Genomic DNA, 26,607 nt, shown 5'->3' on the forward strand with positions numbered 1-26,607 from the left:
ATGATTGTGGTGCTCAATACCATGATCAAAAACCAGGAACCATGGCGGGCTGAAATGGCTTAATTTATGGAATTGACACCACAGTCACTTGTTAGCATTTTCATCAGTGGCTTCTTTTTCCGTTTCGCGCCCGCGACTTTGTCGGGGAGTATGCAGCAAGAACTCAGTTTGACAGCCACTGCACTTGGTATTGTGGCATCAATGCACTTCTGGGTTTACACACTGATGCAGGTGCCCGCTGGCATTTTTACCGACTCGGTTGGGGTACGAAATAGTGGGATTATCGGGGGCGCTGTAACGTCGATAGGTGCTTTTTGTTTTGGTTTTGCCCCAAATCTAGTGGTTTTGCTCGTGGGGTCAGCTCTGATAGGGCTTGGGTTATCGGCAGTTTTCGTCGCCCTGATGACTTACAACGCAACTTGGTTTTCCTCAGATCGCCATTCGCTCGTCATGGGCACAACGATGCTTCTGGCTGCACTCGGGAGTGTGATAGCACAGAGCCCGACCGCGCATCTACTGAACTGGTTCAGCTGGAGAGAGATTGTTCTCTTTTTTGGTGGCCTGACGTTTTTGGCCTCCACCTGTCTTGTTGTTTTCTGTCGAGATGCCCCTAAGCGAAGACAAGAGCACTCAACGAAATCCAAGGCAATAGTACATCAATTACTGCAGGGAAATCGGGGCGTCCTGCGATCCAGCCAAGTATGGCTGCTTTTTCTTTGTGTAGCTGCCACTAATGGAACCCTGTATGCATTTCTAGGGTTGTGGGCTGCGCCACTCTTAATAGACGGTTTCGGCCTGCAACCTACACAAGCCGCACAGTACGCAACTATTGCACTTATTGTTTACGGTGTGGGCTCTTTGTTTGCAGGGTGGGCAGCTGACCGTATTGGAGCGAAGAAGCCGGTAATTGTTGCGGCAGCACTGATATCGGCGACTGTATGGAGCGTAATGGCTTTTGCTGAATGGCGTCCTGGGTGGGGAGCAATGGTTCTGTTTGTACTCCTGGGGCTCTCAGGAGGACAGGTAAGCGTGATTTTTTCGGCCACCAAGGAGGCGATAGCCCCGCAGAACGTCGGGTTTGCAACAGCGCTTGTAAATATGGGTGCATTCTTGGCAGCAGCTTTGGTTCAATCGGGCTTTGGGATCATTCTGGATATCGTGTCTATTGCAGAAAAAGGAACTGGCCCTAGTCTTCAGAGTTATCAATTCGCGTTGATTCTGCCCTTAATCATAAGCGGGCTAGGGGTAATCGCATCTCTATTTTTGAGAGACCAACCACATAAGTGAGAACTTATTGTGTTTTCAAATATTCTTCCTGCGCGGGTTACCTGGTTGATTAAGCTCGCGGTTGGCAACATGGTTAAATGCTATACCACTCGTATCACGCCAGTGGGCAAAACGAGCAAAACAACACAAATTTCGCAATCTGAACCAAGACAAGCACTTTCATCCAACCCTACCATTTCCAACACCGTGGCAGAATCACCATAGACTCAAGAAAAGAACCCGTGTGGGAACCAATAGAAACGCGGAGCACAGAAAACTGGATAGAGGTAGCCGAAGCATACTGGAGCCAGTTCATCTGGTCACCGTATTGCGAGCTCATGAATACGAGCATTAACAATCGCCAGATTGCTTCTGGCTAACTTGTCGTGCCAAAAAGCCTTTTGGACGGATCCGAGGGCTGCCGGCAAAGTGTTGCGTCAGCCAATCAAGAGTGATTTATATGCCAAAAGATACTGATAGAAAATCGAATGAGTCTGAGACGAACCTGAACCGTCGGTCAACAAACTCTTCCGAGAGCATGCTCTCTCGTCGAATGCAGACAATGAGCAGTTCCGCGATAAGGGATCTGCTCAGGCATTCCAAAATCCCTGGTATGATTTCGCTGGCGGGAGGAATACCCGCGCCAGATCTCATAGATACCGAAGGGCTTGAAGCAGCCACTTTCCGAGCTGTTGAAAGTGCAAGAAATACCACTTTTCAATATGGACTGACCGAAGGAGAATTGTTCTTAAGGGAAGAAATTGCCTCCCGCATGGTAGCGCAGGGAATCAGCGCGGAACCCGACCATATTCTAGTTACAAGCGGTTCGCAGCAGGCGCTCGACATTGTAGCCAGAGCCTTTCTTGATGAGGGTGATAGTGTGTTGGTTGAAGAGCCAACCTATCTGGCCGCATTACAGGTTTTCAATATGGCAGGAGCGAAGACATTAGTATTCCAAGGTGATCAGTACGGCATTGATTTCACACGATTGGAATCATTGGTTGCCAATAACCGTATTAAGCTGATGTACCTTGTTCCCAACTTCAGTAATCCAACCGGCACAACCCTGCGACTTCCCGAAAGGACAAAACTTGTTGAGTTTGCTATCCGTCATGACATTATGATCGTTGAAGACGACCCATACGGAGATCTTCGATACGACGGAGAGCATGTTGCGTCACTCTTTGAAATAGCCGAACAGTCATTTAACTCGAAAAACCGGGTTATCTACATTTCGTCTTTTTCAAAAACTGTCGCCCCCGGATTACGCTTGGGTTGGTGTATTCCCCCGGAGAGCTATTTTCACTCGCTATGCCGTGCCAAGCAATCTATGGACCTTCACAGTAGTACGCTTTCGCAATACATTGCAGGTTATTACCTGAAAAGCGGCCGTCTTGATGGCCGGCTTCAACTTCTTAAAAAGGCCTACAAATGCCGGCGTGATGCGCTGATAAAAGCTATTTCTGAACATTTGCCAAACACCCTGGAACTCAACGTGCCCGACGGTGGAATGTTTCTTTGGGGGCGATTTGTAAGCGGGCTGGACGCATCACTCGTTCTTCAGCAAGCTCTCAGCCAGAGCGTGATGTTCGTTCCGGGGAAATATTTTTATAGTGAAACACCTGACTTAAGTTCGATTCGCCTTTCGTTCTCAACGATCACTCCGTCCCTGGCGGACGAAGCTGTTAAGCGGCTTGCGATTGCGATCCAGCGGACGGAACAACGCGAAACTCAGGACTAGCGCAAACACCGACCATTTTAAACGGAATTTTTATGGGCCTGAAACAATTTAACTTCCAACATGAAGACGATCGACAGCAGCTTCTCGCCGACAACGATGGCAGGGGAAGTCGTGAGTTTGGATGGCAGAGTGTCTTTTTCGAGCGAGTAGAAAAAGATCATTTTGAAACCATCGAACATGCTTTGACCGGTCATTACTTAATGGTAAAGCTCAATTCGGCCTCTCAGGCTAACCGACGCGTAGATGGTACCGTCCGAAAAGAATCGCAAAACAGGGGCTCTGCAGTGTATCTGCCCCACAACTGCCCCCACCAGGTCAGTTATACATCGCCATTGGGTAAGCTGCTGTTGATGACCATCCCAGAGAAACTTGTTTCAAGCGTGGCGGAAGAAATGGGCGTTAGCCGCTTCCACGGTCATCCTCTGTTTTTCAAACAAAACAGCTTGCTTCTGGAAACCGCTCTGGCAATCGACAATGAAATCGGAGACGGCAACCCGCATGGTCCAATGTTTGCCGAATTTTATGGTAAAGCGTTAGCGGCTCAGATCATCTGCGAAAACACAAGGAGAGTGAGAACCGATAACACCACCCGGTCAACCCTGACAACCAGACAAGTTCGCTGGATCGATGAATATATCGAATCGAATCTTTCCAATCGAATTTTTGTAGATGACTTAGCTCGGCAAGTAGCTTTAAGTCCTTTTTATTTTTGTCGTGTATTCAAATCCGCAACCGGCGACTCCCCTCACGCTTATATATTAAGAAAGCGAATAGAATATGCTAGTCAGTTACTCCAGAGCAACGAATACTCCATTTTAGAAATTGCACTTTCTTCAGGCTTTTCAGACGCCTCCAACTTTTCAAAACAATTCAAGAAGTTTACCGGACAAACCCCATCACACTATCGTAGAGAATTTGAGAAACGACCAATCTTCCTCATATGAAACCTTTGTGGGGATCGAGTGATTCACAGAGACAAAGTAATGAGTAACCATGGAGGAATATTTACATGCAAGATATTGGGGTATCTGTCAGTGGGATTGGGATACTGGGCCTAATTATAACCAGCTCGATACTCATTGCTGTACCAGGCCCAAGCATCATGCTTTTTATTGGGCAGGTAATCATGAAGGGTAGAAGTCATGCGTTGCGTGGCGTGATCGGCAATGCAATTGGCATGTTGAGCATTGCGATACTTCTCTCGTTTGGACTCGGCCCTCTAATATTGAAGTCCGATTTCGCTTTGTCTGCTATCAGAATGCTGGGTGCGATCGCCTTGTTGCTTATCGGCATAGGATATCTTGTAGCTTCGAAAGACGCGAGCCCGGTTGCAGCCGAACAGCCAACAAAGAGAAAATCACCGCTCACTGCTGGAGTGATAGTCGGTATAACCAACCCCAAAGCTTTCATCATGTTTGGAACCATAGTCCCCAGCTTTCTCAGCGGTAATCTTGCGAGCCCCACAAACGTCCTGCTCATGTATTCGATGATACCTATCATGTTGGGTATTGCGATCGATAGTGTCTGGGTTGTAACTGCGCACAGCGTAAGCTCCCGCCTTTTTGCTAATGTGGACAGTATTAAAATCGTAAACCGTATCGGAGGTGGCTTAATCATTCTGATGGCTCTTACCTTGGCATACGAGGCTGTTTCCGGTTTATCAGTTATCAGGCAGACGACAATATGAGCTGACCAGCCCGCAGGACATTCAGTACGGGTCTACCCGAGGGCTGTCTCCGCCTGATCCATAAACCGGCCCGCCTCCCAAGTTGCTCCTGTGGCCGGGGAAGCCAAGATGACACCAGAAAGCGCATATCTTGATCAGCGATTAGAAAACCTGAGTCCGGAGAAGACGGTATTAGAACAGTTGCAAGCAGCAAACCGTACAGCTACCGGAAGGGACTTACGTATGCGCCTAGCTCAATTGGGGCTTGATGCACAGAAAATAGTAACCCCCAGCGGGTCACTAAGTGGCGGTGAGCGTCTGAAGGGAGCTCTAGCCTGCATACTCTACGCCGATTCACTACCACAACTGTTGTTACTTGATGAACCGAGCAATCACCTTGATTTGCGCTCAGTACAAGCTTTAGAAGTCATGTCACGTAACTACCACGGTGCGTTGGTCGTGGTGTCCCATGATGACACATTTCTAAAAAACATCGGACTTACAGATTGTTTGGTTGGGACTGAACATGGTTGGAATGTGCAGCCACTTTAATGAGGACCAATATGTCATCCGAACTACCAAAAGCAGTCGCTCACACTACACTTCTGACACTTTACTGAATTTACGGCGCAATCAAATAAAAATGACCAAATTCACCGTTGTTGTAACCTGACTGTGTTCTATTCCATCCAAGCTTTTCAGCTACTCGTTTGCTCGCTTTGTTGTCGTCGGCAATAAAGACCTGGATTTTCGAGAAATCCGTTTGATTCGATAGCCGCTCAATAGCTATTCTGCAGGCTTCGGTTGCTATTCCGCGCCCCCAAAACTCCGACCGGAGGAAGTAACCGAAATCCCACATATCATTGATTTTTTTAAGGCCACAGAAACCAACGAACTCATCTGTCTTCGCATCAGCAATAACAAAACGGGAAGGTTTGTGTAGCGCGTCGTCAAACCAATCCATTGCCTCTATCTGTGTGAGGGGGCGACGAGGCCCAAGAAACCGCATCACTTCAGCATCTCGTAACATCTCTACAGCCAACGCTCGATCTCTTTCTTCGGGGTACCTGATCTTCACTGAACTCATAGCTGCAGCATCCCTGACGTATTAAGGCTCTCGTTCGCAAACAGACTAATGGTTGCAGCATGCGCCTATGGAATGGAGCTGAAGGCACAACGGAAAGGGTGCGCATGCTGCAATAGTTATTTTTTGAATCAACCCTCAAGATTCAACTTCATCTCGAGCAGAGAACCACGAAAGCCAAACTTCTCATACGCTCGAACCGCAGAGTTATTCTCCGCGTACACGTCAAGGTAGAAGTCTACCACTCCTCGTTGTTGACCCCAGCTGACCAAATCTTGCAAGATAACCTTGTTTAGCCCGAGCCCTCTATACTCCTCTGCCACATACATGAATCCCAAATATCCATGCTTATCGTGGTCCAAGGCAGGCTTTGAGTGGCGCAATTGAACGTACCCTGTAGCGACGATATCGCCAGACACCTCTCCAACGACCAACCGACTATCACGATCCGAAATCAGCTTTTCGATGTCGTAGTAATAGGCATCTTTATCTTTCAGAGATGCATTATACGGTCGCTCGGCATCAATCACTTTCTGTTCCAGTGCAACGAGAGAGCGATAGTCACTATCCCTTGCTTCCCGCACAATCAACCCATCTAAATTCATCATTACTCCAATCTCGATGACTCAGAAACATAACGCTGAGCGAAGCCCACACCGCCTTACGCGATAGGTTAGTTCACTCACGCTCAGCCAGTAGCAGCCCGCCCCGGCATCCCCAAGAAATCTGACGCAGATCCTGTTGACCAAGTGGCGCATAGCCGGAAGAAAAAACCAGTGGCTCAATACCATACCAAAGAAGGCGTAGGCGCATATCACTATCCGCTCAAGTCCCAGAGAAAGGGCGATCAAAATCAACATCTCAACTCTTTTGTGCGCTGCATTAAGGAACTATGTCGCACACAAAGAACCAGCCAAAAGATGGATGCCTGGGTTATCGCGATACACGCAAAAACTCCGTTCCAGGACGATGCAGCAAATGCATAAGCCGCGAGACTTGCACCAATAGCGCCGCCCAAGTAATAGAAAGAGAGGTAGATTCCGGTTGCCACTGCAACCGGCACTTTGCGAGAGCTGCTTAACAACCGCGTCGTCACGGTCTGAAACATGTATGTTCCTGTGGCGAACAGCGCAACGCCTACAATGATGGACGTGCTGGTTCCGCCGATCATCCAGAGCGATACCCATATCAACGAAATCAGTGATACTGTCAGCGCTGTTTCGCTCATGTAGCGCCTCACGAAGCGCGAAGTAAGAACGAAAAAAAGTGCAGGCAGGCAAGCTAAATAGATCGTTCCAATCTGCTCTGAATCCCAAAGATACGGCTCTTGGGAAAGCCGCAGACCGAGTGCCGTGAAAACCGCGCTTTGCGTGAAAAGCAGTGCGAATCCTGCGAGATACGCAACGAACAGCGTGCGGTCGGCGAAGGCTTGTCTCGCGTATTGCTGCGGAACCTGATGCCGCTCGAAGCCGTTCGCTGGCGCAGCGCCGGAGGCATCCGAAAGAAAGTGAATCGTCACTGCGGACAGCACCATCAGGCATGCCGAACTCAGGAACCCCAGCTCCCAGCCAATTGCATCAACTGACCACGCAGGATACATCCGACTGAATGTGCTACCCACAATCGTTCCGGTAACATACAGCGGCACCAAGCTCCCGGGGCGGGTTGAGACCAGCTTCATTGTTGATGTCAAAAGAAATGGAATAACGATTCCCTGGCCAAGCCGCAGTATGAAAAGCCAGTGCTGACTCGTAGAAAAGGCAGCCGAAGCATTAAGCGTCGCCAGTGCCAGGAACCCCAATACCAGGAGCCTAGAAGGGCTGGCGTGTTTGGTCATCGCACCGGTTATCGGCGCAGTTATCATCATCCCCAGCAACGACGCCATATTTAGCCAGCCAGCCTCAGATAACGTTGTACCAAACCGATCCACCAACTGTGGGTACAGGGCCTGCAGCTGATACAAGTTAAAAAAAGCGCCGAGCGATCCGATAATCAAGACTGTACGCATGACTTATTCCTTTCCAGACAGGAATAAGCTACGTGGGAACCAAGCCCGAATGAATGTCGGTTTTAGTATCGCAGTGATACAGGATCTGACAGAGCCCTGGGTCATAAATCAGGGTATTCTCTACTGAAGGGAGGGATGTATGAGATGGTCGAACTGAAACAGATCAAGCATTTTGTGGCGGTTGCGGAAGAGCTCAACTTCAGACGAGCTGCCGAGCGATTGCATATTACCCAGCCACCGCTGAGTCAAAGCATCAAAGCACTGGAAGAAACTCTGGACGTAAAGCTTTTCGAGCGGAATACCCGGGGAGTCCAACTTACAAAAGCCGGCGAAGCCTTTCTCGGAGAAAGTCTGGAGGTACTCAGTGCAACGCATCGAAGCGTCAGTATTGCAAGGCAGGCAGCCCATGGTGACATAGGAACGTTGCGCGTTGGTTATTCGGCTAGCGCGATCTTCTCCACAACCCTCACGTCGGCTCTGGCTCACCTACTCACCGAACGCCCAATGCTGGATTTGGAAATAATTGAAGGGAATGCCCTTGTTCATATCACGGCGCTTAAAGCCGGCAAGCTTGATGCCGCGATACTCCGGGCTGATCTGAATGAAGACTCTTTGTCTGGCTTGTCCGTTTCCAGGTTGGGAGATGAGCCGCTTTTTGTGATCCTGAACCGAGGCCATCGGCTGCAGGAAAGATCATCAATCAACTTCAAGGAGCTTGACGGCGAACGAATTTTGCTCCAACCAGCCACCCAAAGAACCTTTCTAAGGCGACAACTGGAGACGTTAGCAGACAAGGCAGGGATGTCCATAAGCCGTGTTTTAGAGGTACCCGATATTGGCAGTACGCTTTGTTTCGTTGGAGCCGGTATCGGCATCACAATCCTTCCTGCCAGTGCTGCGTCTATGGCTCACGGCCTGATCACCATACCTTTGGCGGGTGAGTGCTGCTCTCAGCCACTTCTGATGGCCAGCAAGGAGGGAAACCCCTTAAGTGAAAAACTCCGGGAACTGGTCAACTCACAACCCCTGACCGGTATGTAGTAGGAAGACAGACTTACAACCAGTGCGTCGGATAGCGATGCCCGGAAATAAGCCGGTGGTAAAAAACCCCAAATACCACAATGAGAACGGCACCTGCCCCTACGGGCATGAGCAAAAAATCCCAGTGTTCACCGGCCACCATAACAACTAACGGATTGGCTCCAGCCGGTGGGTGAGTTGTTTTGGTCAACAACATCAAGCATACGGCTAACCCTACTGCCAACCCCATAGACCATGGTGTAACGCCCGCGAAGGTAGCCACAAGAAGGCCGATCGCGGCGGTCAACAAATGACCAACGATGATGTTTCTTGGCTGTGCCAGCGGGCTTTCCGGCAACCCGAACAGGATTACCATCGTTGCACCAAAGGGCGCCATCAACCAGACAGAAGACTGAAAAGCGCTGCCCAGGCTTCCGAGGGTGGTAATACACAGCATGGCTCCCAGGCCGGCCAGCAGAGGAACAAAATATCGTGAGGTGGTCAGGCGTTGATACATCAGTAAGTCTCCAGTAGACAGATTGGTCTACTCAGGGTAGACAGTATTGTCTACCCGTGTCAATATGCAAGAGTCTGGGCTAACTAACGCAGGTTCTGTATTCATGGACAAGCAAGAAGAGCTGGTTCGTACTGCCTTTCAATTGTTCTACTCCCGGGGCATCCATGCCGTGGGTGTAAATCTTGTACTGGCAGAATCCGGCATAGCCAAGAAAACGCTTTACCATCACTTTCCCAGCAAAGAGCATCTGATAGGGGCCACAATCCAGTACCGTGACCGCAATTACAGGGCTTGGCTGGCCTCACGGCTGGAGCAGGTCTCCGCAGGCAAGGCTGCTATTCTGGAGTTATTTAATGCCCTGGATGACTGGTTTCATGATCGTGTGCCGGAGATCGACCACTTCAATGGTTGTTTCTTTATTAATGCCTGTGCTGAATTTGGTGACCGAGACAATGCCATCCATCAGGCTTGTGCAGGACACAAAGCCGATGTGACGGCCTTAATTAGACAGCATGTCGACGAATTGTCTCTTTCAGAGGAATTAACAAACGAGCTCACAAACCTGATTGTTTTGCTCAAGGAGGGGGCTATATCTATGGCTCATGTTCGGGGGAACCGAAACGCAGCCATGGAAGCCAAAGATATACTGGAAAATATCCTGCGAGACCGAGTGGGTGATGTGTGAGGGAATGCTTGGACCATCGAGTCTTGGTTTACAGCGGGGCCTTGCGCAATGGTAATTCAGGTACCGCCCGCAATCTGCATCGCGCTTGGCTCGGTGGAGCTGAATCTACTTCGGTTTGCAGTGACGACAGTTCAACTCGTTGAACACCATGGGTATGGATAAAGTCCTGCGGAGGTAGCACCCCAAGCTTGATCAGACCAAAAGCCAACCCTGGTGTTAGGAGTATGAACTAATGGAGAAAAACTCACACAAACCCGGCCCCAGCTCTTTGCAGCGCCCGATCCCTGCAACAATTGCTACGGTGATTCGAGATGGCAACGTGTTACTAGTCCGCCGAAAGAACCCACCAGATGCTCAGTTCTGGGGGTTTCCCGGAGGAAAGATAGATTTCGGCGAAACTATTGAAAGCGCAGCAATACGTGAACTATATGAAGAAACGGGAATTCAGGCACACGCTGTAAACACGTTCACTGCGGTAGACGTCTTTGGCCGTGATGACTCTGGACAAATCCAACAGCACTTTGTGCTTATAGCAGTGTTATGTCGATGGATTGCCGGTGAGCCCGTTGCTGGGGATGATGCCCTGGATGCACGCTGGATTCCGATACGCAGCCTAGAGAATCATGATTTAGCACTAAGTCTGGGTGTGGTAGAGGTTGCTCATCTGGCTAACAAGCTAGAAAGCCAAACATTATGACAAATCCAACCAATTTGGGGCATTGATGAATGCTACGTGAGTTAACGGTGCGGGAAGCAAGAGGTAACTGTCGTTCCCAATCAGGAGCCTTACGCGCTTAGTTAGCTCACTCACGGCGAGCCAATAGCAATCCGACTCCGGCACTCCCAAGAAATCCAGCACAGATCCTATTGAATAGTCGACGCATAGCTGGACGAGAAAACCAGTGGCGCAATCCCTTACCAAAGAAGGCGTACGTGCTTATCGCTATCCACTCAAGCATCAGAAAAAGAGCACCCAAAATCAAGAACTGGAGTCCTATTGAACCTGACGGGTCGACAAACTGAGGGAGAAAGGCCGTAAAAATCAAAATGGCCTTTGGGTTACCAGCCGCTAAAAGAAATTCTTGTTTCGCCAGTTGGAGCAAATTTTTACCCGCAGGTGACTCATCATCGGCACCGGTTGGATCAGCTGTCCAAAGCTGGAAAGCCAGCCAAAGCAGATATAGTCCGCCGACGACTTTTATGGCGAGAAATAACTTCTCCGACGTATACAGCACCGTTGCCAAACCCGTAGCTGCAAGAGTAATCATGCCCACAAAAGCAACAAGCCGACCAATGCCAGCACAACAGGCTGCCTTGATGCCGTAACGTTTGGCATTCGCCATTGAAAGAAGGTTGTTTGGCCCAGGAGCCATGTTTAAAGCAAAGCTCGCTGGTATGAATAAAAGGATCGTCGATAGGGTCACAGTTGATTCTCCTTTATGAACTACAGCAAGGTGGCTTCTGAAGCACCGTCACTGCCATCTACTTCCAATGGGTCCCAGTCATTCGAATGATATTGTTCGGGAACTCTCCGGATTCAACTTCTTTCGAGAAGGCGCGCGCTACATCCAGTACTGTCTGGCTGACATAAGCATATTGTTTTGAGAAAGGTGGCCAATAGTCACCCAGTCCCAACGCATCATTAATAACCAGTACCTGACCGTCACAATCAGGCCCCGCGCCAATACCGATCGTCGGGGCTGAAAGTGCTTGCGTAATCCGCCCGGCTAATGAGTAAGGTATATGTTCCAAAACCACCATAAACGCCCCGGCGCCCTCAATTGCTTTCGCGCCTTCCATAATTTGTTGGGCTTCTGGCGCTGTTTTACCTGCCTGCTTGAAACTACTTGCCGTCTGCGGCAATAGACCGGCATGACCAACAACCGGTATCCCATCTTGAACCAAGCACTGGATCGCGGGGACATTGGGCCCTTCAAGTTTTACGCTATCCGCTCCGGCCGCAATCAACCGCCGGGCATTCACTAGAGCAGTGTTTGCATCTTTATCAGTGCCAAACGGAAGATCGCCAATGATATGCGTATCCGGGGCGCCTCTTCGAACAGCACCAATGTGATACTCCATGTGCTCGATGGTGACTTGCCGCGTACTCTCAAATCCCATCTCTACCATACCCACAGTGTCGCCTACCAGAATCACCGGGATACCAGCTTCTTCAAGGCTTCGTGCCACGGGACAATTGTATGCGGTCAACATGGTAATAGGCTTTACGCCTTTGAGTTTGGATAACGATCTTGCACTCAGCTTCATGATCTCTCTCCTATGTCCTATGAGTTTCAGGCCGATCTTTTTGCCAGCAATGCCCACACCTCAGCGGAAGACAAGAGAGTGCCGCCCACCACATTAAAACAGACGTTGCGTTCTGGGCGAGGGGAAAAAATAAAGATAAACGTGGGACCCCAGCAGCAAGCATTAATGAACGAAACAGATTAAACGTTATCTGCCTCACTGATCCTTAGCGGAGCTTACCTTTAAAATATCCCTCAAGTTCTTCAGGACACGATCTTGCAAATTTTCTATACCTATGTTTTTAATCTTAGCCGCTTCTCCAAGCGCCGGCTTTACGTCTCCCGGTCCCACGGGCCGGCCAGATCTTTCTACAAAAGGGCCGTCCGTCTCCGTGAGCAACCGATCATCAGGAATCTCGCACAGAATACGCCGCCCCTTCTGCGAACTGAGCATCCGCTCGTTCACGGAGAAATAACACCCCAACTGTACACCACGCCGCACCTCCGACACAGTTCCTGTGAACCAGTGTAAGACTACTTTCCCTCGGTCGGCTGGTAGATGCTCCTCGACCAGATCAAGAACATGCTTCGCAGATCGAACACTGTGCACACTTAGGATTTTGTCTCCTGCCCGCGCACAAAGACAAAGTATTGAGCGGAAAACCTCCCTTTGCTGATCGAATGACCGATAGTGATGCGGTCCAGCATCCAGACCAACCTCTCCGACATATCGCGTTTCTGGAAGGAGCTGTTCAAACAAGTTCAACTCATGGGCTCTCTCAGCAACCAGTTGAGGGTGAATACCTAACCCTACACGGACGAACTCACTATTACTCGCCAACTGCCTGTTTCGCGGGAAAGCTTTGGGGGTAGTGGTGACTGCCAAGGTTGCCGTTTGCCGTGCCTCACACTCCGCGATCGCACCCTCCAGATCAGGATATAGGTCTAGGTGACAATGAAAATCCACAAATTCAGGACGCATATCATCGACTCGGTCTGGCGGTAACGCCATCAAGTAGTTCAGCTACTTCCAAGACACCCCGTCGGAAAACCTCGGCATAATCAGGTATCTCAGCCGGCGCGGCTGTTAACGGGCCGGGCTTGTGAATCAGAATGTCGGCTAGTTCCGGCCGATCGGCTAATCGTTTGGCCATAAGCTGGAATGATCTTACATGTTCACCTTCCGACCTGTCAGTAAAGAGGGTTTGCGCTGCGAGGTCCGAAACAGTATAAAGCGTGGGATCGCTCGACCGAAGTCCAGCCTTTAAGGAAGCTCGGCGAATAAGGCACGGAACACAGTAGCCACAGTGGCGCGGTGAAAGTTTCTTGTAACGCGCCTTGGCGGGAGACGAGCACGACATCGAATTGCCGACTACCTCTCTAAGAAAATCCAGGTCCGCACAAGAATTCACCATTTCCCCCTTCGTGCTGTGTCGATACCGGTTCAAAAGCGTTGCTTGGATGCCGATAGCTTCAAGCAACTGGTTTATACCTGCAATGAAGTGAGGATGTGCCGTTCGCGTGCTCAGCGCACCAAACCTCAAAGGATCTAGCGGAACATTGAGTGCAATCAAACCATTTTCCGGCACATTCACAGTTACCGGCTTTTGGAATGCTGAGGCCGTCAGAGACGCTAGAGCGAAAAACAAAAAAGACCGACCACGCTGGGTTTCCTCAACCTCTCCGGTATCCAGATGGTTATGATCAAACCCGAGGTGCACCCGAATAGCCTGGGGCTCAACGGTGGGAAACCGTCGCCGTATACGCTCAAGGAGATAGGTTTGGGCCTTGGCTGTCTCTGCATCCCAGTAGTGACTAACAAGGAGGGGATACTTACCGTCATCGATAAGATCGATCGCACCAATCAAGCTATCCAACCCGCCGGAGAATAAACAAACCTCGTCAAAGCCATCGAGCAAAAGACTTTCGGTTGGCTCAACGATCGATGACATCCGTTCCGGACGAGCTCGGAAGAAGAGTCGCCAACGGTCACCGGTTAGGAATTTCAAAAGCGATTCAAGCCGTCGAGATAGCCGCGTCCACATAGGCGGGTCTGAAACTGGCACATATAGATCGATCTCACGGGTCCAGCCATCCTGAGCATTTATCTTCCTTGACACACGTGTATCACCGGCGTTGACCATAGCGGCGAGCAGCACAAGGTCCACAGCTTCCTCTGCTGGCTCCAGCCCTAGTGAGGACAGTTGGTCGAGTGCGTGCCCAATTCCAAAGTCGATCTTCCTGTCAGCATTCAGGAAGTTGATCTCATGTTCCGCAGAGTCTCTCTGGATAACCCGAACGTTCGCCTTGTCATCGGCACCAAGTCGTCCAATCAGGCTAAACCTTTTCATGACGCATCACCCATAGCGTGCATAAGGTTAAATGCGGCCTCGTAAAGATCGAAAACGAAGTTATCAATCTGTTGGCCACTCACATCGGCCAGGCTGGATCCAAAAGACGAAAACCTGTCTCGAACACAACCCTCGACGAACTCATGTAACATACGCTGCGCCCGCTCTACTGAGGTGAGATCGGACGAGACGCGAATGCTGTTCGTACCAACCTCGTTCAATATCTTACCCTCGATAGATCGACTAACAACGCCGATAAAGAACTCCTGAAGATCGGCCGGCACCATCTCGTCAAAATTGCCGATGCCCTCGGCTGCCAGTGCTGCGATGGTTTCGAGCATCGCATCACGCGCTATCGCCTCATCGATCGTCCCTCCCGGCGGACACAATGCTTCTGTCAACGCGACGAATACATCTACGGCTGGCGCACCTGCAAGTTCTTGAAGGTTGAATGGCTTCAACGCCTCAGCAGGCCCTTGTGTAGCAAAAGTGCGAACTAGACCAGCAACACCACCGGCTGTAGCCCGTGAGTTAGGCATGCGGCGCGAAGCACCCCTTCCACCACCACTCGCGGCTACATATCGCCCGGCACCGCGACGAATAGCGTTGCCGTCAGAGGTTCTGGCTCCCCGTGTAAGGCTGCCGCGCGCTTGACCAAGTCCCGTGCCCGGGGGCGGGGGCTGTAATGGAGGATAGATAGGTGATGGCAGCTCACCGTCACTATCACCATTACCGTCAGGCGATTCACCGCCTTCGGGTGCTGCTACCGGCACAGCAGGTGGATCATCAACCCAGCTTGGCACCAGCCCGGTCTTTGAGCCACCAAAAGATCCTGACGTCCCCACTAGCGTCTCTCCCCGCCTCTACCCATTTGCCTCGCTGCCTTGGCCGCGACCTGCAAGGGTTTATTGTCATCCTGTGCAGCCCATTCTGAAAGAAGCGTCTTGAATTCCACCTTCACATCCTCCGACGTCAATGCATTCGTCCACCCGGTTACAGCCCACGGGCCTAGCTTGGAAACCGGCAGCCCCTTTAGAAAGGCAATGAGGGAAGGCTGCAAAAACGAATGATGCTGACAGATTACTGCGAGACCTAGCGCACCGGCTGGCTGCTCACTAAAGTCCTCCGCTACAGTGGCTTTGGCTCGCAAGGCGTCAAAAAGCTGCTCGGCTTCGGAGCCAGGCAGACGCGCCACCTCCGCAGCTGCCTGTCGCACCTGAAGCGGTGGACCGCTAAGCTTAGCGAGTAGCTCATCAAGTTCCCCGAGCGACGTGACCGCGCCGAAAACGCTGCGCCTATCACGAGTTACGAAGACATAGGGCCTCAGATCGTATTCAGCAAGTGATGGATCGATCATGGCCCACTGCTTGGCCCACTCCAGATTAGGCCAATCTGGTAATGCCGATGCTTCGAGGGCCACGTCGCTCCCTGTATCTTTTTTCTTACCGCCCTCAGCATCCTTCGGTTCTTGCCTGTCACCACGAACTACAGCTTCAAGCTCGGCCAACTCCTCAGAGGCCCCTGTCCCTGCTGATCCTCGCGCAATTGCATCATAAACCTCCGGCGCAAAGCGTTCCGCCAGCATGATTTTCGCCAGAACAGTTGGATTGAGGTCATCACCAAACCCCCTCTCCTCCGCGATTGCGAGGCGTAACACCATCGTATTGATAAACCGCTTCACCTGCCGTGGATTGCCGCGTGCACCGTCAGTCAGGATAGGCGCGATCCGGTACGCAAGATCGAGGGCTCGCTCTACCGAGGGCGGCACGGTCCCTAGCGCCTCCGCAACGCCGTTTCGATCGAGTCCCGGACCTTTCCATGGGCGTCGCAGAACCTGGCGCGCAAAGGCAACCAATTTCTGAAACTCATCCGACTGCTCACCGCATTCGTTCAACACAAGCAAAAGGATGATATAGATACGAGTCTCAGCATACCCTAGCGATGGCAAACGAAATGGCACCTGAATCAACTTTTCGAGATAGTTCCTCGCATACGTTGCTGGCCCAGCAGCCACCGGAAGGTCTGGGAAATGCTGCCTCACAGCATATTCGATCATGCCCTCGTCGGCAGCGATGACGAATGCTGCCTTAGGCACAAATAGGAAGAGGCGAATGGCCTCCAGAGTTTCAATTGCGGTCTCAGGAAGACAACGATCCAGGTCATCTACTAGCACAACCAAACGATCGATATCAGCGCGGCGCAAAAGCTCCTCGAACTCTTCTCGAAAGGCATGCATCTGCTGCGGTGCAGTTTCAGTTTCAGGTTCCGCTTCCTTCAGATATTGTCCGGCCTGCTCGACGACTGACCGGAGATCACCCTGGGTGATCGAATCAGCCGACTTTCCAACCAGGTTTGATGCAGCGCCGTAGAGTTCCTTCAGCGTGTCCGGATGCGGGACACCGGTCGCTGCAGTGAAGGCCACACCACCGACTCTGCGCGCAAACTTCATCCAGTCAACCCTACGCAAAACCGTTTTTGCCTGGTTAACAACTCGGGTCGATGCTGACTGGCTCCGCAGCAGTTCCTCTACAATTGTCTCGATAAGGACGGCTTTCGCGTCCTCATACCCCTGAAATAACCATCCATTGAATCTCACGCAGAGGACACGTTCACGGTCGGCAAAAGCATCCTCTACCATCATCAACACACTTGACTTCCCTGCGCCCCAGTCACCGTGAACGCCAACTGTCAGCGGTTCATCCGACTTCTCATTAACCAGACGCACTACGGTATGAGCAATGGCTTCGTAATACAGAAGATCAACAGATGTTTCGTTATCGGCGACAATCATACAGTCCCCCGGAGCAGCAGTGTTTCTAGGGTCGGATCAGGCACGTTGGATTACTGGATCAATTTCGGCCGTCGATGGGGGGTTGACCACCAACTGAGATGGCATGATGTTTTGACCTGCCTTCCTCAATGTGGCTCTGCTGTTCATGGATGCCCGCTCCCAACAATAACCCACGACCGATAAGGACGGGCAGGTCACAACACCATATCTAGTAACTTTAATCGCATTCTTCATAATTGTCATACTATCCCAAAAAATCAGGCACTGATCTATCGTGTAGAAACGCATCATTTCTAAGCAAAGTTTCCAACGGCGCAACAGAATGAAGTAAACCCTCACTGAAAGCATTGGAACGATCAATTAGTAATCGCAACAGCTCAAGAGTTTTTAACTGAGCTTGAGAGAAGCTCTTCTTTTTCTGTCGTAAGACTGGCAATGAATTCTGACTAACAAAACCAAAGTGCCTTCCCATTAGCCCTGCTACCACATCAGATATCTGAACACCGATGCTGCTCTTTGAGTTCAAAAATATATAATCCAGCCTTTTGGATCCGTCATAGACTTCCACTTTTGATAGCACCTTCTCTATATGCGTTTCTCTATCAAAAGTATGGGAAGAATTTTTAAATAGATACAAACGGTGTAAAAAATGAGGACTAAAATCTTTAATTAACTCCCCCGGCTCATCATCATGCAAGAAAGGTAGCTCTAGCCCTCTAATTTTTGACGCATTTCTGATCGTCTGTTTTAATATAGGTGTTGCAAGACTTCGGTCCTCAACTACTTGGGAATCCAAGAATCGTAAAATTTCACTAAGGAAACTAGAAACCTCAGACCGCTTTATATTTGGATAGTTAAAATTAACCAACAATTGCATGAATTCATATGAATTCTTACTCACAAAATAATGAAGTTCCGATTTAATCTCTAGATGAAACGGAATGATTCCAAGAGGATCTCCAGGCATTAGTGATTCGACAATATCCAGAATTGACCAGTAAAGGATGTCTATAAAAGAGTAATGAATATAAATATCGTTGTCTAAAATCCATACCAAAAAATTTGAAATCCTCTCTGACCCCAAAGCATCTTCGTAGCTTCCTTTAGAAAGATATTCGAACTTGATTTCATTAGCAGATCTTTGGATTTTAAGTAAATCACGGAGAGATTCTTCGCTCGACGCCGGGAGTCCGCTTTGAGTCGCAACCCCAGCAAGAACAAAAGGATTTTCAATCGGCGCATTTAGCCCCACTTCCGTTAACTTTAAACGCCTAACATTGTTAGTCTCATCATAGAACATCTGCATTTCACTGTCCCAATTACGGAGCGGCGAAATATTCTCTCTTAATTCTTTAACTTGGATTTTGGTCATCATAATAATAAATTTATTAACTTATGAAAGTGCAATTATCTTAAGTAGTAAGCCGAGAATGACGTAAAGTGGCAGCTGCTGCTCAATCCTAACGATCTATCGGATACAGAGCCAGCACAAAGTCGGGATTGGGCTGATGCACCTAGAGCAACCGAGTAGTATGTAATTCAGCAAGCACAGCATAGACCCGACCCATCCAATGGCACAATGTAGCCGTGTCTGTTGGGCCCAGGCTTGATGTGATGTTTTGTTGATGAGAAATTCGACGGAACCCAGCAGGAAAGTCCTTTTTTAGCTTCTCATTGGCAGGCCAGCGTAAGGAAGCCTTCACCAACGACCAGCCCATAGCCGAAAGCTTTGAGTGCCAATCGTATTTTTCAGATGGTTGCTTCAGAAGCAGTGTCGAGAGTCTTGCTTCAGAGCCTACGGTATCAACCTCCACCAATGCATAATTCTGGTTTTGATATCTGAACACACGGTAAAGCAAGTATCTTGGGTTGCCATCTGGCAGTCGATATTTCGAGTGACCTTTCAGCGCCGGTAGCGGAATCATTTCTTCAGCCACGATTCGGCAACCTTTGATTTCCAACAGGTCGCTCATGGCAATAAATGCTTCAAATTTGTGGGTGAATAGATGTGAATCCTCACTCTGGTCATCAATGCCATCAGAAACACCCGCTGGCAGCTCTCCTCGAACGGTTGGCTCATCAGTACTGACATCCGTTGTGCCGTCAGCCAGATCAACAACGCCTCCCTCTGATTTTCCCTTTCTGGCAGCAGACTTACGTCTGCCATCCGAAGGCTTGCGGGTAGTGTAAGCAGGCTCGGAGAACTCCAATTCTACTTCCGGGACCTCCAGCACGTACTCATCTGCATCGGTAGTTGGCAGCTCGTCATCATTAATCTCCGGTGGGCCATCCGTTCCCCCTCTTTCTGTGGTACTGCCTTTTTTCCCTGCTTTTTGCTCCTTGAATTTCGGATCGAAGAACTCTATCTCTTTCGGGATCTGGCTGCTCAGGTTTGTAAGACTGTGTATTTCATACACGAAAAAAAGCTCAGACTCTTTGGCGTATTGACCTCGCACCTTCATTTTCACGTTTTCTAAAGGCGGGGGATCGAAACGGAACGGCCAGTACCGGCGACCATTTCTAACTTCGCCCTCTGTCAGTTGGTATTGGGCGATGCTTTGAAACGAGTTCCGAACCTTTTTATCCAACAGAAGCCACGCCAGCATTCTGCGTTGGCTGGGGTTACCTCGCACTACCCTAGGCAGTGAGCTACTTGGCAAGATATGGATCTCTGCCCTATTCGGGTTCTCACCCATCTGAACGTCGAATTCCTCGTCTAATCCATTCGGGTTCATTGCTAGGCGAGTCAGGTAGGCAGAATGGAAAAAAAGGGCCCGGGCCATTTCTATTTGTGGCAGGAAAAACTGTGTATCGCCGGCTTCAAAGCTAAAACACCATTGCTGCCGGTCTCCCTGCCTGCGAATGTTTACTATTGGACAGTCGGCTATCCGGCAAGACGACCAGGTGCTGGTACTGTTTATCTTTAAGTCCTTTTCATAACCGGCAACTTTGGAGCCTCCGGCCTTTGTCACATTTAACGCACGCCGCCTCGGTATCAGGCCCAGCTGGGATATGCCAAACTTTTCCTTTTCTTGGGCCGGATCCAGCTTCACCTCGATGTACCAGTTTGGAGTTCGCAGATCACGAACCATTGAGCCAATTTCTTTAACCTGGCTGTTGTCCTTGATTCCCTTGATCGTTGGTGTCTTCTTCGTTCTCTTCGAGGCCATGCAAGTAATCCCGTGCTTGGTCGGTAAGCCGTGTTTCACTTAGCCCGGCGATACGGATCAAACGCCAACGTGGTGGGTACTGAAACTCCTGCTTTAATTCCCACCAAGCGTTTCTCAGCCGCCGTACCTGGTATTCGGGAACGCTTTCGGTATAACGTGCCAGCAGTCGCCGGGTTCGCGGCAACCGATCGAGTGTCTTTTCCAGCGTGGAGAGCTTACCCAGTTGTTTCAGCAAATACGTTTGTGAATGCCGGGGGCCGCGTGGGGCCGCACGCAAAAACCTGAGAATTTCCCGCAGTTTGGTTAAATAATGCCGGTCCCGCTGCCGCCAATCAATTCTCGGTTTTCTTTTAAGAGCCTGCGTTCGTGGTTGAACTTGATTGACCTGCTTCAGCCACAATCGATCGTACCGATACAACCGGGCGTAAAGCGCCGGGGCCGCTACACGGGCCTTTTTCGGTGACCGGTCTGCCAGCATTTTAATCCAGTCGTGCTGATCTGGCGTTAAGCCGTGTGTAGCCGCGATGTACGCCTCCCAGGTTGACTCTGATGGCCCTGGTGATAGGGGCATGCGCGACTCTCTGACACTCTCAATAACATCGGTGATCGACCAGCATTCAGGCAAAAGCGCGTGGTGAACAATAATGTGCTGGAGGTAGCTGAAGGATTTCCGGTGTTTCCGGAAAATCCCTCGTAGCCAGCAATAATCCGAATTCCGGTCTATCCCCAAACCATATCGGCGCAAAAACCTCGCAGGCCAGTGGTCTGAAACAGTCTCGGCAATGGCAGCATGGTCAATGTGAGCCTGGCCGCGAATAAAACCAGACTGTTGAGCCAATCGGTGGTAGTGAAAAGACCACTGCTCATAACTCGGTGAAATGGCCGGCCGTTGTTTCAATAGCTCCCTAACCTGAGTAAGAATCATCTCTGATTCGTTACAATCAGGTTTTTGAGGAAATAGCGGACAAGTGTCTGGCGAAGCGTCATGGTAGCGGTGCTGATTGACTAAGGGGCGGGGAATGGCCGCATGTATGAGTTCGCCGTGCTTCTCACAACAGTCCACTCCGGCTATCTGCCACTCCCGCTTCCAGAAATACTCTCCATAGGTACGTTGTTGCTCTTTCAGGCACCCGGGACAATATCGAACACGGCCAGGCACCTTCACAAGCGATGCGGCGACGCCCATCGCGAGGTGCACTGCACCTCGGGATTCGCCAGCCATCCATGCCAGGCACCGTTTGCGGCGTTCTTCCGGGATGAATGGGGCGTACAAGGGGAATAGAGTGTGGTAGTAGGCAATCACTTCAACACTATAACCAGTGAGCAACCACCGAGAAATCCTCGATAGTTGATTGGGCAAATCCAGCGTGGCGATGACGTTGCGATTACCATACACCTCATCCAGCAATTCTTTAGGGCTAATAATCCCCTCCCGAATGCCTGCCCTGGCCACTGTGCTATATATCAGCTCCTCAGGGTACGGAACCGGGAAGTTCAGCATGGCAGCTAAGCCTGGTTACCAAAACCGAGCCACTCGTCGCTGTTAAAAACCAGACCCGATTGACGCGCGGCATCCAGCATTTCGTCCTCGTTCGCCGCCTGGGAGTGCATAAAGCGCAAATCGTCTGACTCAAGGGTGTGCCATTCTTTCATTTTAATCGATTTGATTTTTTGCTTTCCCGTCACCGGTAGCGTCTTCTCGGAAGACTGGTACCAGTTAAGAATGATGGGCATCAGGTCTTTCAGCTGTAGGTCAGGGTACTCCTCGAACGCTCGTTGAATTAACGGTTCCAAAAGGTCTGATTCATGGCCCATATCAACCAGCAGGTTGTGCAGCCGAATTGCCTGATCGTTGCCGTTGTACTGAACGGATTTCCGGATCTGGTCTTTGCTTGAATCCAGGAGGGTACTGAGCTCCAAAATCTTCTTATCCACATCAGGGATCGTGAGGTCTGAGTATTGGGCTATCTTGCTCGGGTCTCCGGAACGCAGAGCTTCCATCATCGGGTGTATCGGCTTCAGTTCGTCGTGATAAACCTTTTTCATGATATTGGGCGTGATTCGTTCCGTGCCTGTTACAACCGCCCGTATCTGGGACAACACGAACAACTTGATGACGACATCCATGATGCCCTGAGACAAGTCGAACCAAAGATCCCTTAAATCATCCGGCATAGTGTCACTGGCTTTGGTCAGCCACTGGTACTTCCAGAGCTTTTTTGTGAATGCGCCCCATTCGGTTCGATCTACATTTTCTTCAGCTGTGGGCTGGCGCAGGGGTTCCCATAATATGGAGCCAAACCCCGCCCCGCGCCGAGCAGACCTCAGGTCGGTTTCAAAGACAGGTCGAGCCTTTGGTGTTCCGACCATTACCACCGGCACGGAGATCTCGTTTACCAACGTTACGAAGAAGTTCAGCATTTTCTCCGCTCCGCCTGAGGCGCGAACATTCAAGTGCTGAATTTCATCAATGACCAGTAAGCCAATCGCATAGGTGTTTGCCAGCTGCGACATCAACGCAATCATTGTTTCTACGCCGTGGCGTTTTTCTCCGTAGCGCCGGACATAATCTGTTCCTAGAATGGAATCGATTTCCCGGAAAAAGTTATGGCATAGGCTCTTGAGAGCACCATCGTGGGGGCAGTCGATTTTCAGGAAGACAATCTGTGTGAAATTGTGTTCCGGGTGGTGAATCATCTGGGGATACGTTGCCAGAATACGGTTCAGAGAGCTGGTTTTCCCGGAGCCCGAGCACCCGATAAACGCCAAGCTTTTCGCAGTCGACTCAACATGGTCAAACCGGAATGCCTTCAAGTCTCCACTCTTGATGCGCTCATAGCCGTTCTGTAAGTGGGCCGAGAGGTCGCCAGTAGCAATGTTTCGACCCACGTACCCCTGGCGCAGCATGATCGAGATTTTTGCTTCCAGCTCAATATGGCGTGCCAGCGGCTGAAAGAAGCCGTCCAGTAGCTGGGAGATGATATGAACCCGTCTCTGACCGTCCAGATATATTTCGGACGGTCGGAGCTCCGTGGTCTCACTGAGCCCGGCTATGAGCTGTTTACGGTCTGGAATTGGCGGTAAAGCCTCAATCAGTGGATTTCCATGGTATGACGGTATTCCCGTGTCCTGGTAAACAGCAGTTACCATGCCGGAAGGTAAGGTCATTCGTCGTCTCCAAACAGCTCATCCAGTAAATCCGGATAGGCGCCATCGTCGGGTTTGCCATGTAGGTAGGTTACATCAGATTTCGGTTTCCTATTGTCGGGCTGCCGGGCTTTTGTCTGTTCGGCCCTTTGAGCATCTCGCTCTTGCTTGCGATTATCTCGTATGCCCCTGACCGTTTCGGCTTTGGATTGCTGTTTATTGATGGTGGGACGGGAACGCTCGGCGTTTTTGATGGTGTTGCTGACCAGATTTTCCAGGTCCCGTTTACTGATTGTCTCGGCCACTTTTGCGGCGCTCGTGGCTTTTCGCTGTTCTTCCTGGCTGGTCCATAACTCCCACATGGACTTGCCGCGAAACTGGCGTGAGCGATCGGTCAGAGAACACACCCAGTATTCCGAACTGTCTTTTTCCGGGAACAGATAAATATGATCAGCCACTGCAGGATCGTAGGCTGCCTGAAGGTCTGTGACTCTGCGTTCTCCGTTACGGTGGAGCCATCCGGAGGCTAACAACTCCTTCGACGTGTAGTAAGCGCCAAAACAACTAACCCCCAGATCAGAAAGATAGACTTTTTGACGCGGCAACAAAGCAATCCGCAGGGCTTGTTCCGATACGTTCTTCAACCGACCAGTTCGATTCTTTATGCCCCAATTCCAGATATTGAGCGGGGTTAACGCCATATCGTTTGGCATATCCGGATCACGGTCGTACTTCGACAACACGGCATATTGATTTCGGTGAAGAATCGAGGCGACCATGATTTGGGTGAAATCGTCCAGAGTTAGCGTTGCATCCAGCCTGTAGTCCTTTCCGCCCTGCTTTCTAACTTTTGTGCCTGTTACCACACCGGGCGTAAACGGCTTGAATTCTGCTTGGAGGGTTCGGAAATAACGCTCGACAATGCCTTTTGCATCTCCCCGGTATGGCGGGGTGGTCTCAATGCGCACGCCAAATGCTTTTTCCAGGGATTCAATCTGGTGCCCCAGTAATTCCCCACGGTCCGCGAGAATCGCATCTGGCACGCCAACGGTTGGCCACTGCTCTGAAGTAATCTCCGCGCCATAACGGGCACAGAGTTCAGACTTGTCTAACATCGACGTAGACAGTGCATTCATTGCTGTCACATAGGATGGGTTTTCCAAACCGATGTAGAAGCCGGTCACCATGCGGCTAAAAACATCAACCACCACATACAGAGTAGGACGACCGATGACTCGTTGCCGGTCGGCCGATAACAGGTAAACATCGGCAATCGTCGCATCAACTTCATACCTTGAGCCTGGCCCCACCACTCCTGCTGTGGCAGTCCCTATTAAGGGCCGAATATCTTTTTGGTAGGAGATTCTGTTTACTCTAAGGCGAATGCGGTCGGCATTCTCATACTCTCGGTGATAGAAATATCTTATTTGAGCAATTGTTGGATAATCTTCGGGCTGCACATTCGGGTTGGCGGCCTCGAACATGTCGATGAATCGTCTATGGGCGTATGGCAGGGAATGGCCTTTGTCGTTCACATAGTAGCGATCAAGTACCAGACGGAACATCTTTTCGATGGAGGCATCAACGGTAATCCCGGTACCCGGTGAGGTTTTCCGGGGTCGACCCAGTTTCTTCTTGGAAACTTTTTTCTGCCCTTTTCCCCCGGATTTTCGGTAATCCGGCAACAGAGCGTTGGGCATTGCACCGCGCTGCCAGTACTGCCGAAGGTTTTTATAAAGCGATTTCCTGGGTGTGCCAGTTTCATCGCTACGCGACTGAACTAACCGGCCCCTGCCACTACGGTAATAAATTTCTTCATCAGCAAGCAGAGGAGCTATTAATTCATATCGCTGATCCCGAATCACCTGGGCTTTACTGCCTTGTTCGACGATCAGTGCGGCAAGCTCCTGATAGGGATCTTCTACCCGGCGCAGTGATTCATCAAGTATCCATTGTTCGATCTCAGCGGTTCTTACCAACTCCGGCCATGCTTTATCTGAGTCAATATTTATCCAGAGCACATGTTGGTCCGCCAGTGCCAATATGCGATGCCGTTCCTGCTCCAGCTGGAAGACGTCATTGATTCGCAGCATAACTTGCCCTCAGCAGCGCGATGTCCTCAACCACCTGTAAGTCTTGTGATACCAGCTTGATCCAGGGAATGGATATATCAAACGTCAATGCCCTTAAAGCTGCCAGCGCCCGTAATCTTGCGAGCGATGTGCCTGGCTCCAGTGAATAGGAATGGTCAACCATCATGCCGACATCGGATAGCCTGGCATTAGGATTGTTTGCCAACACCTCGACATAGATTGGCAAACTCTGGAATAGGATCTCCAGGCTCTCACTTTGGACCCGGGCCGAGTAAAGCAGATCCAGATTTGCCATTACGATAGGAGGCATCTGCTTCTCGGTTATCAGATACCAGGGGATGCCTTTACGTTTCCAATACCGGCGCTCAATTTCCAGTTTTTCGACTGTGCGCGAATCCATGAGGTCGGGCGAGGTTTTCACCTGAACGGCGAATCTCTTTGGCCCGGAAGGCGTGGAAAGGTCAACCACAAAATCGCTGGACATGATCTGATGGTATCCGCCTGCTTCGGGGTGGCGAATATTGGCTTGCTCAGCCACTGAGAGGGTGTCTTCTATTCGGAGAGGAAATTGTTCACGGATGTCGGTGACATCCGGGTTCCATTCAAGTAGCAGGAACGCGGCTAACTCTGTATCTGAGAAGAAATGATGAGTTCGTCCTGTCAGGTGGCCCATCACTCGATGCGAGCGCCCCCTGGAAGATAGATCTCTGACGGTCAGCCATGGATGGTAATCCTTACCGCTGCCTTTACCACGTTCTTCTTTGATCCACTTCTGGGTTTTCTTGTCGAGTTTGTAGTTGGCCATTCCCTATCACTCCCGAG

General features: G+C 50.4%; 24 protein-coding genes. 8 read left to right on the plus strand and 16 right to left on the minus strand.

Annotated elements, in window-relative coordinates; translation table 11 throughout:
• Positions 1-66 precede the first annotated feature (66 nt).
• The 5 genes from BMZ63_RS08645 to BMZ63_RS08665 all read left to right on the plus strand — a co-directional run bounded on the left by BMZ63_RS08645 (position 67) and on the right by BMZ63_RS08665 (position 5,225).
• A complete protein-coding gene (locus BMZ63_RS08645; protein WP_091704435.1) occupies positions 67-1,287 on the plus strand; it encodes an MFS transporter in 1,221 nt (406 codons plus the stop codon).
• 439 nt (positions 1,288-1,726) lie between these two features.
• A complete protein-coding gene (locus BMZ63_RS08650; protein ID WP_091704438.1) occupies positions 1,727-3,007 on the plus strand; it encodes an aminotransferase-like domain-containing protein in 1,281 nt (426 codons plus the stop codon).
• A gap of 32 nt (positions 3,008-3,039) precedes the next feature.
• Complete coding sequence (locus BMZ63_RS08655; protein WP_091704441.1) at positions 3,040-3,951, plus strand: helix-turn-helix domain-containing protein; 912 nt, start codon at positions 3,040-3,042, stop codon at positions 3,949-3,951.
• A gap of 65 nt (positions 3,952-4,016) precedes the next feature.
• Positions 4,017-4,694: a LysE family translocator gene (locus BMZ63_RS08660; protein WP_091704443.1), complete on the plus strand. Its 678-nt coding sequence runs from the start codon at positions 4,017-4,019 to the stop codon at positions 4,692-4,694.
• A 108-nt stretch (positions 4,695-4,802) separates the two neighbouring features.
• Positions 4,803-5,225, plus strand: coding sequence for an ATP-binding cassette domain-containing protein (locus BMZ63_RS08665; protein ID WP_091704446.1), 423 nt, complete (start codon positions 4,803-4,805; stop codon positions 5,223-5,225).
• Positions 5,226-5,295: 70 nt separating this feature from the next.
• Here the strand turns inward: BMZ63_RS08665 and BMZ63_RS08670 are convergent, their stop codons facing one another.
• The 3 genes from BMZ63_RS08670 to BMZ63_RS08680 form a co-directional block, all read right to left on the minus strand.
• On the minus strand, positions 5,296-5,760 hold the full coding sequence (locus tag BMZ63_RS08670; RefSeq protein ID WP_091704449.1) for a GNAT family N-acetyltransferase: 465 nt from the start codon (positions 5,758-5,760) through the stop codon (positions 5,296-5,298).
• A 128-nt stretch (positions 5,761-5,888) separates the two neighbouring features.
• Positions 5,889-6,365: a GNAT family N-acetyltransferase gene (locus BMZ63_RS08675; protein WP_227663470.1), complete on the minus strand. Its 477-nt coding sequence runs from the start codon at positions 6,363-6,365 to the stop codon at positions 5,889-5,891.
• A gap of 245 nt (positions 6,366-6,610) precedes the next feature.
• Positions 6,611-7,765, minus strand: coding sequence for an MFS transporter (locus BMZ63_RS08680; protein ID WP_091704452.1), 1,155 nt, complete (start codon positions 7,763-7,765; stop codon positions 6,611-6,613).
• Between the two features lie 144 nt (positions 7,766-7,909).
• Between BMZ63_RS08680 and BMZ63_RS08685 the strand changes: the two genes are divergently transcribed.
• The gene (locus tag BMZ63_RS08685) at positions 7,910-8,806 is read left to right on the plus strand and encodes a LysR family transcriptional regulator (protein WP_177187052.1); all 897 of its coding nucleotides are present in this window, start codon (positions 7,910-7,912) and stop codon (positions 8,804-8,806) included.
• A gap of 13 nt (positions 8,807-8,819) precedes the next feature.
• Here the strand turns inward: BMZ63_RS08685 and BMZ63_RS08690 are convergent, their stop codons facing one another.
• Entirely contained in the window at positions 8,820-9,302 is a 483-nt protein-coding gene (locus BMZ63_RS08690) for an HPP family protein (protein ID WP_177187053.1), read from the minus strand.
• A gap of 103 nt (positions 9,303-9,405) precedes the next feature.
• On the opposite strand from BMZ63_RS08690, the gene BMZ63_RS08695 reads away from it, so the two are divergent.
• Together BMZ63_RS08695 and BMZ63_RS08700 are read left to right on the plus strand one after the other, a co-directional pair.
• Positions 9,406-9,987 carry a TetR/AcrR family transcriptional regulator gene (locus tag BMZ63_RS08695; protein WP_091704457.1) on the plus strand — a complete coding sequence of 194 codons (582 nt, stop codon included), beginning with the start codon at positions 9,406-9,408 and terminating at the stop codon, positions 9,985-9,987.
• Positions 9,988-10,219: 232 nt separating this feature from the next.
• On the plus strand, positions 10,220-10,684 hold the full coding sequence (locus BMZ63_RS08700) for an NUDIX hydrolase (RefSeq protein WP_091704460.1): 465 nt from the start codon (positions 10,220-10,222) through the stop codon (positions 10,682-10,684).
• Positions 10,685-10,790: 106 nt separating this feature from the next.
• On the opposite strand, the gene BMZ63_RS08705 is transcribed toward BMZ63_RS08700, so the two are convergent.
• The 12 genes from BMZ63_RS08705 to BMZ63_RS08760 form a co-directional block, all read right to left on the minus strand.
• Entirely contained in the window at positions 10,791-11,411 is a 621-nt protein-coding gene (locus BMZ63_RS08705) for a LysE family translocator (protein ID WP_091704462.1), read from the minus strand.
• Positions 11,412-11,469: 58 nt separating this feature from the next.
• Entirely contained in the window at positions 11,470-12,255 is a 786-nt protein-coding gene (gene panB / locus BMZ63_RS08710; RefSeq protein ID WP_091704465.1) for a 3-methyl-2-oxobutanoate hydroxymethyltransferase, read from the minus strand.
• 195 nt (positions 12,256-12,450) lie between these two features.
• On the minus strand, positions 12,451-13,245 hold the full coding sequence (gene qatD, locus BMZ63_RS08715; RefSeq protein WP_306821720.1) for a Qat anti-phage system TatD family nuclease QatD: 795 nt from the start codon (positions 13,243-13,245) through the stop codon (positions 12,451-12,453).
• On the minus strand, positions 13,217-14,584 hold the full coding sequence (qatC, locus tag BMZ63_RS08720; protein ID WP_091704471.1) for a Qat anti-phage system QueC-like protein QatC: 1,368 nt from the start codon (positions 14,582-14,584) through the stop codon (positions 13,217-13,219). Before qatC ends, qatD begins: the two co-directional genes overlap by 29 nt.
• Positions 14,581-15,429: a Qat anti-phage system associated protein QatB gene (gene qatB, locus BMZ63_RS15260; protein ID WP_342351335.1), complete on the minus strand. Its 849-nt coding sequence runs from the start codon at positions 15,427-15,429 to the stop codon at positions 14,581-14,583. The genes qatC and qatB overlap by 4 nt, the downstream gene beginning before the upstream one ends.
• Entirely contained in the window at positions 15,429-17,375 is a 1,947-nt protein-coding gene (qatA, locus tag BMZ63_RS08730; RefSeq protein WP_091704480.1) for a Qat anti-phage system ATPase QatA, read from the minus strand. Before qatA ends, qatB begins: the two co-directional genes overlap by 1 nt.
• 244 nt (positions 17,376-17,619) lie before the next feature.
• The gene (locus tag BMZ63_RS08735; protein ID WP_091704483.1) at positions 17,620-18,750 is read right to left on the minus strand and encodes a DUF3800 domain-containing protein; all 1,131 of its coding nucleotides are present in this window, start codon (positions 18,748-18,750) and stop codon (positions 17,620-17,622) included.
• A 139-nt stretch (positions 18,751-18,889) separates the two neighbouring features.
• The gene (locus BMZ63_RS08740; RefSeq protein WP_143072206.1) at positions 18,890-20,545 is read right to left on the minus strand and encodes a Tn7-like element transposition protein TnsE; all 1,656 of its coding nucleotides are present in this window, start codon (positions 20,543-20,545) and stop codon (positions 18,890-18,892) included.
• Positions 20,481-22,046 (minus strand): TnsD family Tn7-like transposition protein, encoded by a 1,566-nt coding sequence (locus BMZ63_RS08745; RefSeq protein ID WP_091704489.1) that lies wholly within the window; start codon positions 22,044-22,046, stop codon positions 20,481-20,483. Before BMZ63_RS08745 ends, BMZ63_RS08740 begins: the two co-directional genes overlap by 65 nt.
• Before the next feature lie 5 nt (positions 22,047-22,051).
• Entirely contained in the window at positions 22,052-23,713 is a 1,662-nt protein-coding gene (locus BMZ63_RS08750) for an AAA family ATPase (protein WP_091704491.1), read from the minus strand.
• A complete protein-coding gene (locus BMZ63_RS08755; RefSeq protein ID WP_091704494.1) occupies positions 23,710-25,785 on the minus strand; it encodes an integrase catalytic domain-containing protein in 2,076 nt (691 codons plus the stop codon). The genes BMZ63_RS08750 and BMZ63_RS08755 overlap by 4 nt, the downstream gene beginning before the upstream one ends.
• A complete protein-coding gene (locus BMZ63_RS08760) occupies positions 25,769-26,590 on the minus strand; it encodes a TnsA endonuclease N-terminal domain-containing protein (RefSeq protein ID WP_091704497.1) in 822 nt (273 codons plus the stop codon). The genes BMZ63_RS08755 and BMZ63_RS08760 overlap by 17 nt, the downstream gene beginning before the upstream one ends.
• Positions 26,591-26,607 lie beyond the last annotated feature (17 nt).

Origin of the sequence: Marinobacter persicus, from assembly GCF_900114155.1 — a bacterium.
Classification (GTDB): domain Bacteria; phylum Pseudomonadota; class Gammaproteobacteria; order Pseudomonadales; family Oleiphilaceae; genus Marinobacter; species Marinobacter persicus.